Origin of the sequence: Streptomyces sp. URMC 129 (assembly GCF_051386415.1) — a bacterium.
GTDB lineage: Bacteria > Actinomycetota > Actinomycetes > Streptomycetales > Streptomycetaceae > Streptomyces.
This window is the reverse complement of sequence record NZ_JBPQTQ010000053.1, coordinates 23,513-35,484: the sequence shown is the minus strand read 5'-3', so window position 1 is coordinate 35,484 and position 11,972 is coordinate 23,513. Positions and strand designations below refer to the sequence as shown.

Genomic DNA, 11,972 nt, shown 5'->3' with positions numbered 1-11,972 from the left:
CCGCCGCCCCCGCCGCCGCCCCGCACCACCACCGTGCCGCCCCGCCTCGTCGTCCGCGCCTCCACCCGCACGAGGTCCGCATGAGCGCCACCGCGTCCCGCTCCGGGTTACGGGACCGCGCCCGGGGCGCCATGCTGGGCCTCGCCGTCGGGGACGCCCTCGGCGCGCCCGCCGAGAACCTCAAACCCTCCCAGATCAGGGAACGCTGGGGCCGCATCGAGGGCTTCGTCACGGACGACCCGGCCGGGACGGACGACACCGAGTACGCGATCTTCTCCGGCCTGCTGCTCGCCGCGCACGGCTCCGCCCTCACCGTGGCCCACGTGGAGTCCGCGTGGCACGAGTGGATCGCGGACCTGGACGAAGGCCCGTTCCGCGGCGCCGGGTTCAGCGAGCGCGGCACCCTGGAGAACCTGCGCCGCGGGCTGGCCGCCCCCATCTCCGCCCAGCACCGGCACGCGTGGAGCGACGGACTGGCCATGCGGGCCGCGCCGTTCGGCGTCTACGCGGCCGGGCGGCCCGCCGAGGCGGCGCGGCTGGTGTCCATCGACGGCACCGTCTCGCACGACGGGGAGGGCATCCACGGCGGGCGGGCCGTGGCCGCCGGGGTCGCGGCGGCCATGACCGGCGACGACCCGGACGCGGTGGTGCGCGCGGCGCTCTCCGTCGTCCCCGAGGACTCCTGGACGGCGCGTTCGCTGCACCGCGCGGTGGCCGCCGCCCGGCGCGCCCTGCGCGACCCGGACGCCACCCAGCTCTCCATCGAACGGGCCGTCAGGTCCGCGACCGTCATCGGCGGTTACCCCTGGACGGACCTGGCGCCCGAGGCGGTCGGGCTCGCCTTCGGCGCGTTCGCCGCCGCCCGGGGCGAGTTCGCCGAGGCCGTCGCGCTGGCCGTCAACATGGGCCGCGACGCCGACACCACCGCCGCCGTGGCCGGCGCCCTGACGGGCGCGCTGCGCGGCGAGGGCGCCATCCCCGCCGACTGGGCCAAGGCGATCGGCCCGGTGCGCGGCAGCTGCCTGCCGTCGATGGCCGGGCACCACGTCCTGGACATCGCGGACCTTCTCACCCCGCCGCCCGGCGGGCGCGAACGGTCCGCCGCGTGACGGCCAGCCCGGCCGAGGCCGCCCTCGGCGGACCGGCCGCCGGGGACGACCCCCGCCGGATCGAGGGACTGCTGTTCGGGATCGCCGCCGGGGACGCCGCCGGCTGGCCCGCCGGGCGGCACCGCGCCGCCCGCATGCCCGGCTGGACGCGGCGGCTCACCCGCGAACTCGACGTGTTCGCCGAACTGAACGCGACCACCACGCTGCCCGTGCCGATAGCCCTCAACCAGCCGCCGGAGCCGCTGCGCCTGGGCCCCTCCGACGACGCCGAGTGGGCCGCGTTCACCGCCCTGTCCGTGCTGTCCGCGACCGACGAAGGCGACGGGCCGGTGCGCGCCGCGCTCGCCGTGGCGTGGACCGCGCTCGCCGACGAGATCGCGGCGGCGGCCCACCGCGCCACCGAGATCGAGTCCGCCACCATGCCGCTGCGCGCCCGGATCTCGGTCCGGGCCGGGCTCGGCAACCTCGCCGCCGGACTGCGGCCCCCCGCGACCGGCCACGACAACCCGCACTACTTCGACGACGCGGCCTGCGTGCGGGCGGCCGTGCTCGCCGTCGTACACCCCGGCGACCCCGAACGGGCCGCCGGGCTCGCGGAGTTCGACGCCCGCTACACCCAGGACGGCGACGGCGTGCACGGCGCCCGGGCGATGGCCGCCGCGGTCGCCGCCGCGCTGGGCGGCGCGCCCGTCGACGCCTGCGTGGACGTGGCGCTGCGCCAGCTCCCGGAGCACACCGAGATCCGGCGCAACGCGCTGCGCGCCGTCGAGCTGGGCCGCGCGGCCGTCGCCGCCCGTCCCGGCCTGCCGGGCAACGCGTTCGCGCTGGTCCCGGTGCTGGAGCACGAGATCGTCGACCACGTCTACAGCTACGGCATCGCCGCGGCCGAGACCGTTCCCGTCGCGCTCGCGGTCGCCACCGCCGCCGCGGGCGCCGTCAGCGAGGCGGTGCCCGCCGCTGCCTGCCTCTCCCGGGTCGCGGACTCCGCGCCCGCCCTGGCCGGTGCCCTGACCGGGGTGCTCGGCGGCGCCGACGCGCTGCCCGGCACCTGGCGCGACGCCTGCCGGACGCTGGCGGGCTGCGCCCTGCCCCGGCTGGCCGGCACCGACCTCGTCGAGATCGCGGAGCGGCTCGCCCGGAAAACCCTCACCTCTCCGGAAGGAACCGTCGCATGACTTCGTTCAGCACGCAGCCGACCACGCGACCCACCGCCCCGTTCCCCTCCCTGGAAGACCGCACCACCGGCGCCCTGGTCGGGGCCGCCGTCGGCGACGCCCTCGGCGGCGCCGTCGAGGGCTGGGCGCCCGCGGCCATCGCGGAGCGGCACGGCGGGCGGGTGCGGGGCATCGTGGAGCCGTTCCACCGCGACGCCTGGCGCACCGCGCGCCCCATCGCGCCCTACCACAAGGGGGACGGGCACGTCACCGACGACACCCTGATGACGCACGCCCTGGTCCGGGTCTACGAGAAGGTCCGCGACCACCTCGACGCGTACGCGGTGGCCGACCACCTGGTTCCCGACCTCATCGGCACTCCGCGCTGGATCCCCGAACTGGAGGCGGAGGCCCTGCTGTTGCAGCGGGTCTTCCTCGCCGAGAAGTGGCTCGTGGCCCGGATCCACTACGGCCACGTCGACCCGCGCGAGGCGGGCGTCGGCAACATCGTCAACTGCGGCGCGGCGATGTACATGGCGCCGGTCGGCGCGGTCAACGCCGGGAACCCGCGGGGCGCGTACGCGGAGGCGCTGGACATCGCCGGGGCGCACCAGTCGAGTTACGGCCGGGAGGCGGCCGGCGTCTTCGCCGCCGCCGTCGCCGCCGCGTTCGCGCCGGACGCCACCCCCGAGTCGGTCGTCTCCGACGCCCTGGCCCTGGCCAAGGACGGCACCCGCGCGGCGATCGAGGCGGTGTGCGAAACGGCGTCCCGCTACGACGACTTCGAGGAGGCCCTGACGCCGCTGCGGGAGGCCGTCGCGCCGTTCGACACGGTCGGCCCCGACTACCGCCGGCCGTCGCTGGGCGCCCGGCGGCCCTCCCGGCTGCACGCCATCGAGGAACTGCCCATCGCGCTCGGCATGCTCGTCGTCGGCCGCGGCGACTTCCGCCGCACCGTGCTCGGCTCCGTCAACTACGGCCGGGACTGCGACTCGATCGCCACCATGAGCGGGGCGCTGGCGGGCGCCCTCGGCGGCGAGGGCGCCGTACCCGAGGAGTGGAGCACCGAGATCGCCCGGGCCAGCAGGCTGGACCTGCACGCCCCGGCGCGGACGCTGGCGGCCGTCGCCCGCGAGGTGTTCGCCCGCGACGTCGAGCGACGCCGCTCCCACGAGGCGCTGTTCGGCGCGATCGCGGGCATGTGATGACGGCCCCCGCCTCCGCCGACGGCAGCGCGCTGCGGCTCACCTGGGTGCAGCCCGAGGACCTGATCGGGCACGAGCTGCGCCAGGCCGGGCAGGACGGACGCGACCCCGGCGCCGTCCACGCGATCGCGCTGCGCTGGCTGGCGGCGGGCGGCCGTCCCGCGCCCCGGCGGGCCGGCGCCTCACCCGCCCCCGCCGACCCCGCGCTGCGCGCCCTCGCCGGGCGGCTGCTGGACGAACTCGCCGCGCTCCCCTCGCCGTTGGCGGAGCGGGAACCCACCGCCCTGGCCGCGATCCGCGCCGCCTGCCCCGACTGGCCCGCGCCGCGCCGCACGCCCGCGTCCCTGGCCCGGCTGCACGCCGGATGGCTGGGCCGGGCCGCCGGGTGCGTCCTCGGCAAGCCCGTCGAGAAGCTGCCGCTGACCGGGATCCGCGCCCTGGCCCGCGCGACCGGCAACTGGCCGCTGCGCACCTGGTTCACCGCGGTCGGGCTGCCCCGCGACCTGGCCGCCCTCCACCCCTGGAACCGCCGCTCCGCCGGGAACTCCCTCGCCGAGAACATCGACGGCGCCCCCGAGGACGACGACCTCAACTTCCCGCTGCTGGGCCTGCTCCTGCTCCGGCGCCACGGCCACGCGTTCACCACCGCCGACGTCGCCGCCCTGTGGCTGGACGAACTCCCCGCCGGCCGCACGTTCACCGCCGAACGCGTCGCCTACCGCAACCTGCTGGCCGGGCTGGAACCGCCCGCCACCGCCACCCACCGCAACCCGTTCCGCGAGTGGATCGGCGCCCAGATCCGCGCCGACGTCCACGGCTGGACCCACCCCGGCGACCCGGCCGCCGCGGCCGAACACGCGCACCGCGACGCCGTGCTGACCCACACCGCCAACGGCGTCTACGGCGCGATGTTCACCGCCGCCGCCATCGCCGAGGCGGCGGGCGGCCGTTCGGACGTGCACGGCTGCCTGCGCGCCGGGCTCGCCGTCGTGCCGCCCGCCTCCCGCTTCGCCCGCGCCGTCCGCTTCGGCATCGCCACCGCCCGCGCCGCCGAGCCGACCGCCTTCGGCTTCGACTCCGTCGCCGACCGGCTGCACGCCCGCTACCGCGACCACCACTGGGTGCACGTCCTGCCCAACGCGGCCCTGCTCGCCGCCGCGCTCACCCACGCCGACGGCGACTTCACCGCCAGCATCTGCCGTGCGGTGTCGGGCGGTTGGGACACCGACTCCAACGGCGCCACCGCCGGGTCGCTGGCCGGCCTGCTCGCCGGATCCCCCCAGGCGCTGCCCGCCCGCTGGACCGCGCCCCTGGCCAACCGGCTGTCGACCACCGTGGCCGGCTTCGACGGCATCGGCTTCGACGCCCTGGCCGCACTCACCCTGGAGGCATCCGCATGACCCGCCGCGCCACGGCCATCACGGTCCTCGGCTCCACCAACATGGACCTCGTCGCCTACACGCCGACCGCCCCCCGCCGCGGCGAGACCGTGATGGGCCGCGCGTTCCGCACCGTGCCCGGCGGCAAGGGCACCAACCAGGCCATCGCCGCCGCCCGCGCCGGCGGCCTGGTCACCATGATCGGCGCGGTCGGCGACGACGACTTCGGGTCCCGCCTGCGCGAGGCGCTCACCGGCGCCGGCGTCGACACCGCCGCCCTGCGCACCGCCCACGGCCCCAGCGGCACCGCGCACATCGTCGTGGACGACGACGGCGGCAACTCCATCGTCGTCGTCCCCGGCGCCAACGCCACCGTCACCGGCCTCGCGCCCGGCGACGAGAAGCGCGTCGCCGCCGCCGACACCCTCCTGACGCAGCTCGAACTGCCCATGCCCGGCGTCCTCGCCGGAGCCCGCGCCGCCCGCGCCCACGGGGTCCGCACCATCCTCACGCCCGCCCCCGCCCAGCCGCTGCCCGGCGAACTCCTCGCCCTCACCGACCTGCTGGTCCCCAACGAGCACGAGGCCGCCGCCCTCACCGGCGAACGCGACCCGCGCCGCGCCGCCCGCGCCCTGCTGGACCAGGTCCCCGAGGTCGTCGTCACCCTCGGCGCCGCCGGCAGCCTCTGGGCCGCGCGCGGCGCCGAGCCCGTCACCGTCCCCGCCGTGCCGGTCCGCGCGGTCGACACCACGGCGGCGGGGGACACGTTCGTCGGCGCCCTGGCCGTGGCACACGGGGAGGGCCGCCCGATGCCGGAGGCGATGGCCTGGGCGTCGGCCGCCGCCGCCCTCGCGGTCCGCCGCCCCGGCGCCTCGTCGTCGATGCCGACCCGCGACGAGATCGACGCCCTGCACACCGACCCCGCATCCCAGAAGGAGGCACGGTGAACGACCCCGCCACCGAGCACACCCCGGCGGCCCTGGAGGGCCTGCGCGTCATCGACCTGGCCACGCTGTTCGCCGGGCCGCTCGCCGCCACCCTGCTCGGCGACTTCGGCGCCGACGTCATCAAGGTGGAGCACCCCACCCGGCCCGACCCGTCCCGGGGCCACGGCCCCGGCAAGGACGGCGTCGGCCTGTGGTGGAAGCTGCTCGGCCGCAACAAGAGGACCGTCACCCTCGACCTGTCCACCCCCGGCGGCCGTGACGTCCTGCTGCGGATGGCCGCCGAGGCCGATGTCGTCATCGAGAACTTCCGGCCCGGCACCCTGGAGAAGTGGCGGCTCGGCTGGGACGAGCTGTCCGCCGCCAACCCCCGCCTCGTCCTCGCCCGCGTCACCGGCTTCGGCCAGCTCGGGCCCTACGCCCGCCGCCCCGGCTTCGGCACCCTCGCCGAGGCGATGAGCGGCTTCGCCGCGATCACCGGCGAGCCGGACGGCCCGCCCACCCTGCCGCCGTTCGGCCTGGCCGACTCGATCGCCGCCCTCACCACCGCCTACGCCGTCATGGCCGCGCTCGCCGGCCGCGACCGCACCGGGCGCGGCCAGGTGGTCGACATGGCGATCATCGAGCCGATGCTGACCGTGCTGGGCCCGCAGCCGATCTGGTACGACCAGCTCGGCTACGTCCAGCCCCGCACCGGCAACCGCTCCGCCAACAACGCCCCGCGCAACACCTACCGCACCGCCGACGGCCGCTGGGTCGCCGTCTCCACCTCCGCCCAGTCGGTCGCGGAGCGCGTGATGCGGCTGGTCGGCCGGGCCGAGCTGATCGAACGGGACTGGTTCGCCTCCGGCGCCGGGCGCGCCCGGCACGCCGACGAGCTGGACGAGGCCGTCGGCTCCTGGATCGCGCGCCACGACCGCGCCACCGTGCTGGCCGCGTTCGAACGGGCCGAGGCCGCGATCGCCCCCGTCTACGACATCCGCGACGTGATGGCGGACGAGCAGTACCGGGCGCTCGGCTCCATCACCGAGGTGAAGGACGACGAACTGGGCACCGTGCGGATGCAGAACGTCCTCTTCCGCCTCTCCGCCACGCCCGGCGCCATCAAGTGGGCCGGCCGCCCGCACGGCGCCGACACCGACGCCGTGCTGGCCGGACTCGGCCTGACCGCCGGCGAGATCGCCGCGCTGCGGGAGGAGGGCGCGCTGTGACCGCCGCCCAGGACGCTCCCGGCGCCCCCGGCCCGCCGCTGACCTGGCTGTACGTTCCCGGCGACCGCCCCGACGTGGTGCTCAAGGCGCTCGGCTCGGGCGCCGATGTGGTCCTGGTCGACCTGGAGGACGCGGTCGCCCCCGACCGCAAGCGGTACGCGCTCGACGCCACCGCCGACCTGCTGGCCCGGACCCGCGCCGACCTCGGGGTGCCGGTCCACGTCCGCGTCAACGCCCTGGACGGGCCGCTCGCGGAGCCCGAGGTGCGCCGCCTCGCGCCGCTGCCCGGCCTGGGCGGGCTGCGGCTGCCGAAGGTCGGCGGGCCGGACGCCGTCACCCGCGTCGCCGCCTGGGCCGGGCCCGCGGTCCCGCCGCTGTACCCGCTGCTGGAGAGCGCGCTCGGCGTGGAGCACGCCCACGCCATCGCCACCGCGCATCCGGCGGTGGCGGGCCTCGCCCTCGGGGAGGCCGACCTGCGGGCCGACCTGGGCGTCACCGGCGCGGCCGGACTGGCCTGGCCGCGCAGCCGGGCCGTCGTCGCGGCCCGCGCGGCCGGACTGCCGCCGCCGGCGCAGTCCGTGTACCCCGACGTCCGCGACACGGCCGGTCTGGCCCGCTCCTGCGCCGAGGGCCGCGCCCTCGGCTTCCTCGGCCGCGCGGCCATCCACCCCCGCCAACTGCCGGTGATCGAGCGGGCGTTCCGCCCGACGGCGGCCGAGGTCGAGGCGGCCGAGGAGATCGTCGGGGCCGCCGCGACCGACGCCGGGGCCCTGGCCCTGCCCGACGGCCGCTTCGTGGACCCGGCCGTCCTCGCGGTCGCCCGCCGCACCCTGTCCCTGGCCCGCCGCACGGCGGCGGGACGTCACGCCGGGTAGCGCAGGCCGTGCCCGTGCGGGTACAGGGCGTCCGGCAGGTCGTGGGCGGTGTCCGGGAGCTGGGTACGCACCGCGTCCATGGAGGCGGGCAGGTCGAACGGGAGCGTGCCCCCGGGGGCGGCGGCGCCGGTGAGGACGTCGAGGAGCGCCGCGTCGCCGATGCCGAAGTGGGCGACCAGGGCCGCCGCCCTGTCGCGGACGTCGGTCAGGACGGCGGGCCGGTCGAGCTGGATCACCACGACGGTGGGGACGGCCGCCGAAGCCTCCACGATGGCGCGGTAGTCGGCGTCGTCGGGTTTGAAGTCCAGGTCCGTGCCGTGGACTCCGGAGGACGGCGTCCCCACCCGGAGGATCGCCAGGTCCGCGCGGCCCAGGTCGCGGGTGGCGGTCAACCCGTACGGCGCCAGCGCCGCGTTGTCGATGCCGCGGGTGAACACCGCCCGCCCGCCGCCCCGCAGCGGCAGGAGGCCGTCCCGGTTCTCCAGCAGGACCACGGACCGCTGCTGGGCCTGCCGGGAGGCGGCGGCGAACCGGGCGTTGCCGACGATCCGCGCGGCCTCCTCGGCGTCGCGGTACGGGTTCTCGAACAGTCCCTGGCGGAACTTCTGCGTCAGCACCCGGTGCACCGACTCGTCGAGCCGACGTTCGGCCAACTCACCGGCCCGGACGGCCTCGACGATACGCCCGGCCTCCGACGTGCCGCCGAGCTGGTCCACGCCCGCGCCGATCGCCTTCACGAACCGCTCCCGCACACTGAGGTGTTCCACGCCCCACGGCTTGCCGCCGGTCGAGGAGCCGTCGGTGGCGGGCTCGTTGGTGATCTGCCAGTCGCTCAGGATCACCCCGCCGAAGCCCAGCTCGCCCCGCAGCAGCCCGGTCAGGAGCTGCCGGCTGAACCCGGCGCCGACCTGCTCCAGCGGCTCGCCGCCGACCGTCACGTTCCGCAGGATCGAGTACGTCGGCATCACCGACCCGACCCCCTCCCGCACCGCGCGCCGGAACGGGCCGACGTGCTCGTCGAACCGGCCGCCGGGGAAGTCGGCGTACTTGCCGTACGCGTAGTGGCTGTCGTACCCGTTGAGCTGGGCGCCGTGGCCCGCGAAGTGCTTGACGACGGCGACGACGCTCTCCGGGCCGATGCCGCCCGCGCCGTGCTGGAAGCCCCGGATGTACGCGGACGTCAGCTCGGTCACCGTCGCCGCGTCCTGCCCGAACGTGCCGTTGACCCGGCTCCAGCGCGGCTCCGTCGCCAGGTCCGCCTGCGGCGACAGGGCGACGGACAGGCCCACCGCCCGGTACTCCTGGCGGCAGGCGTCCGCGAACGCGCGCACCAGCGCGGCGTCCCCGATCGCGGCGAACCCCAGGCTCCCCGGCCACCGGGTGAAGGAGCCCGCGCCCACGCTCTGCCCGGCGGTCGCGGAGAACCGGTTGCGCGGATCGCTGCTGACGCTGACCGGGATGCCGAGCCGGGTGCCCTCCGCGATCTCCTGGATCCGGTTGTGCTCCGTCACCAGCACGGAGGCGTCGGCGGTCAGGCGGGAGAGCACCGACGTCACGTGGTTCGCGGCGATGTCCTGCCGCAGCGGGCGCAGCGACGGCGCGGAGCCCGCGGGCAACTCGTCGAAGCAGTACCCGGACCCGGCGTGCGCGGCGACCGGGTGCACCATCGTCCCGGCCTTCTCGGCCAGGGTCATCCGCCCGACCAGATCCCGCGCCCGCTGCTCCGCCGGAAGCCGCCAGTCCTCGTAGGGGTGCAGCACGCCGTCCTTGCTCAGGTCCCGGAACCACAGCCCGTCGACCTCGATCAGGTCCACGGCCCGCGCCCCCAGCACCGGCTGTTCCCCCGCCGCCCGGGCGGCCCGGGCGCCGAGGGCGCCGGAGGCCACGGCGCCCGCCGTCACCCCCATCGCCCGCAGCGCCTTCCGCCGCGTGACACCGGCCCGCCGGCCGTGGCCGCCCGCTCGCCCGTTCATCGCCTCGTCCTCCTTCGTCGCCGCCCTCGGATCCTCGGCACGGCACGGCCCCCCAAACGGCGGGCGGCCGTCGGCTTCGGCGGGGATTCCGTGCCCGCGCGGCGTGCGACCCGTGGCGGAACGCCGTGCTGAACGCCTTTTCCGACCCGCCGCCGGGCCCGCCTCAGACCCGTTCGGGCAGCCGCTCCCCGGTCCGCCGCCCCCGCTCGTCCGGCCCCGGAGCCGGGGCCGGCGCCGGGACGGCCGCCCGGAGCGCCGGCGCGCGCCCGACCGCGTGCGAGGCGGCGAACCCGCCCGCCACGACGACCACGCCGCCGACCGCGTCCAGCAGATAGTGGTTGGCGGTGCCCATCACCACCACCGTCGTCAGCAGCGGATACGCGAAGCCGACCGCGCCGGGCCACCGGCGGCGCGGCGGCAGCATCCGCCACAGGACCAGCGCGCACCACAGCGACCAGCCGACGTGCAGCGACGGCATCGCCGCGTACGGGTTGGAGATCCCGGTCAGCACCCCGTACCGGGGATCGTCGAAGTCCTGCGGGCCGTTGGCGGTGTCGACGAAGCCGAGGCCGGGCATCAGGCGTGGCGGCGCCAGCGGGTAGAGCCAGAAGCCGACGAGCCCGAACAGCGTGGTGAACGCCAGCGCCCGCCGCGCCTCCCGGTACGCCGCCGGGTGGCGGACCAGCAGCCAGCCGAGGATCGTCAGCGGCACCGCGAAGTGGAAGGCGTGGTAGTAGAAGTCCATCGCGTCGGCCAGCCAACGCGCCCCGGCCACCGCGTGGTTGAGGTCGTCCTCGATGTCGGTGCGCAGGAACCGCTGGAGGTCGAGCACCTGATGGCCGTGCGCCTCCGCCGTGGCGCGGTCGCCCGCCGCCCGGCCGCGCGTCCACGAGTACACGAAGTACCCGACGCGGATCAGCAGCAGCTCCAGCAGCAGATTGGGCCGCCCGGCCGGGCCGGCCGCCACCGGCCGCGCCCACACCGCGGCCGAGCGCGGCAGGAACCGCACCACGCAGGCCGCCAGCAGGGCGGCGATCAGCGGGAAGTTCTCCCCGACCGGGGCCAGCGACTCCATCTTCGGCACCAGCACGGTGCCCTCCAGCACCACCACCAGGGCCGCGAACACCGGCCACACCGGCCGGTCGGCCGTGCGCCGCCCGGCCCGCCCGGCGGCGGCGAGCAGGATCCACACCTGCTGGTGCGCCCCGGCCACCGGCGTCACGGCCAGCGCCGCGCAGCCGGTGACGGCGGCGGCCAGCAGCGCCTGGTCGTCCCGCGCGTAGCGGACGGCGCGGCGCAGCGCGAGCCCGCAGACGGCGGCGGCCAGCGCGAGGAACAGCGCCCGTTCGCCCGCCCCGGCCAGGCCCAGCCGCAGCAGGGCGCCGTGCAGCGACTGGTTGTCCACCCCGTCCGGCGCGGCGCCCGCGACCGCCGGGTACGCGCCGGGCAGCGCGGTCCAGGCCACCGCCGCGCAGCCGGCGAAGGCCCCGGCCGCGCCCGCCGCCCCGCGCCGACGGCCCGTCAGGAACAGCAGCGGCACGAAGAGGAGCAGCACCGGCTGTAACGCGGCCCCGACGCCGATGAGCACGCCCCCGCGACGTTCCCCGGACACCAGGAGCCAGCCGGCCAGCACCAGCAGGACCGGCAGCAGGCCGGGCCGCCCCTCCGCCAGCGTCTCGCGCACCGGCCGCGCGACGAGCAGCAGGCACACCGCGCCCGGCGGCGCCAGCCACGCCGTCCGCGCGGCCACGGGCGCGGGCAGGCCGCGCGCCGCGGCGAGCCCGAGCGCGGCGACGAGCAGCAGCGTGCCGGTGACCCAGGCGGCGTCGGTGGCGGCGTCCGCGCCGAGCCACGCGTGCGGACCGGTGAGCCGCTCACCGGCCGGGCGCCGCAGCAGCGTCACGGCCTCGCGGACGGCGAGCGCCGCGGCCACCAGCCACAGCGCCCCCGCCGCCCACCGGACCCACCCGTTCACCCGGCCGCCGCCGCGTCGTTCCGTCCACTCCACCCGATCGCCCTCCGGTGTCGGCCGGATGAACAGCCGCCGACATCGGAGAACCTACCCCTCGCCGCCCCTTGTTCGCGGGACCCGCCGGGTCATCACACGGTGCGCACACGAAGA

General features: G+C 77.3%; 9 protein-coding genes. 7 read left to right on the top strand and 2 right to left on the bottom strand.

What is annotated here, in order from left to right; genetic code table 11:
* Positions 1-80 precede the first annotated feature (80 nt).
* Genes ACSNOC_RS13505 through ACSNOC_RS13475 form a run of 7 tightly spaced genes read left to right on the top strand, consistent with a single transcriptional unit; the run spans position 81 to position 7,877 of the window.
* Positions 81-1,109, top strand: a complete 1,029-nt coding sequence (locus ACSNOC_RS13505; protein ID WP_436747633.1) for an ADP-ribosylglycohydrolase family protein — start codon at positions 81-83, stop codon at positions 1,107-1,109.
* Positions 1,019-2,284: an ADP-ribosylglycohydrolase family protein gene (locus tag ACSNOC_RS13500; RefSeq protein WP_436747632.1), complete on the top strand. Its 1,266-nt coding sequence runs from the start codon at positions 1,019-1,021 to the stop codon at positions 2,282-2,284. Before ACSNOC_RS13505 ends, ACSNOC_RS13500 begins: the two co-directional genes overlap by 91 nt.
* Complete coding sequence (locus ACSNOC_RS13495) at positions 2,281-3,468, top strand: ADP-ribosylglycohydrolase family protein (RefSeq protein WP_436747631.1); 1,188 nt, start codon at positions 2,281-2,283, stop codon at positions 3,466-3,468. Before ACSNOC_RS13500 ends, ACSNOC_RS13495 begins: the two co-directional genes overlap by 4 nt.
* Entirely contained in the window at positions 3,468-4,868 is a 1,401-nt protein-coding gene (locus tag ACSNOC_RS13490) for an ADP-ribosylglycohydrolase family protein (protein ID WP_436747630.1), read from the top strand. Before ACSNOC_RS13495 ends, ACSNOC_RS13490 begins: the two co-directional genes overlap by 1 nt.
* Positions 4,865-5,794 (top strand): ribokinase, encoded by a 930-nt coding sequence (rbsK, locus tag ACSNOC_RS13485; protein WP_436747629.1) that lies wholly within the window; start codon positions 4,865-4,867, stop codon positions 5,792-5,794. The genes ACSNOC_RS13490 and rbsK overlap by 4 nt, the downstream gene beginning before the upstream one ends.
* Positions 5,791-7,002, top strand: a complete 1,212-nt coding sequence (locus ACSNOC_RS13480; protein WP_436747628.1) for a CaiB/BaiF CoA transferase family protein — start codon at positions 5,791-5,793, stop codon at positions 7,000-7,002. Before rbsK ends, ACSNOC_RS13480 begins: the two co-directional genes overlap by 4 nt.
* A complete protein-coding gene (locus tag ACSNOC_RS13475; RefSeq protein ID WP_436747627.1) occupies positions 6,999-7,877 on the top strand; it encodes an HpcH/HpaI aldolase/citrate lyase family protein in 879 nt (292 codons plus the stop codon). Before ACSNOC_RS13480 ends, ACSNOC_RS13475 begins: the two co-directional genes overlap by 4 nt.
* On the opposite strand, the gene ACSNOC_RS13470 is transcribed toward ACSNOC_RS13475, so the two are convergent.
* Entirely contained in the window at positions 7,865-9,850 is a 1,986-nt protein-coding gene (locus tag ACSNOC_RS13470; RefSeq protein ID WP_436747626.1) for a glycoside hydrolase family 3 protein, read from the bottom strand. The genes ACSNOC_RS13475 and ACSNOC_RS13470 overlap by 13 nt on opposite strands.
* 163 nt (positions 9,851-10,013) lie before the next feature.
* Positions 10,014-11,858 carry a phosphatase PAP2 family protein gene (locus ACSNOC_RS13465; protein ID WP_436747625.1) on the bottom strand — a complete coding sequence of 615 codons (1,845 nt, stop codon included), beginning with the start codon at positions 11,856-11,858 and terminating at the stop codon, positions 10,014-10,016.
* Positions 11,859-11,972 lie beyond the last annotated feature (114 nt).

Excerpts from the sequence above, each read along its gene's own strand:
- ACSNOC_RS13505 (WP_436747633.1), top strand. The coding sequence starts at position 81 with ATGAGCGCCACCGCGTCCCGCTCCGGGTTACGGGACCGCGCCCGGGGC.
- ACSNOC_RS13495 (WP_436747631.1), top strand. The coding sequence starts at position 2,281 with ATGACTTCGTTCAGCACGCAGCCGACCACGCGACCCACCGCCCCGTTC.
- ACSNOC_RS13490 (WP_436747630.1), top strand. The coding sequence starts at position 3,468 with ATGACGGCCCCCGCCTCCGCCGACGGCAGCGCGCTGCGGCTCACCTGG.
- rbsK (WP_436747629.1), top strand. The coding sequence starts at position 4,865 with ATGACCCGCCGCGCCACGGCCATCACGGTCCTCGGCTCCACCAACATG.
- ACSNOC_RS13470 (WP_436747626.1), bottom strand. The coding sequence starts at position 9,850 with ATGAACGGGCGAGCGGGCGGCCACGGCCGGCGGGCCGGTGTCACGCGG.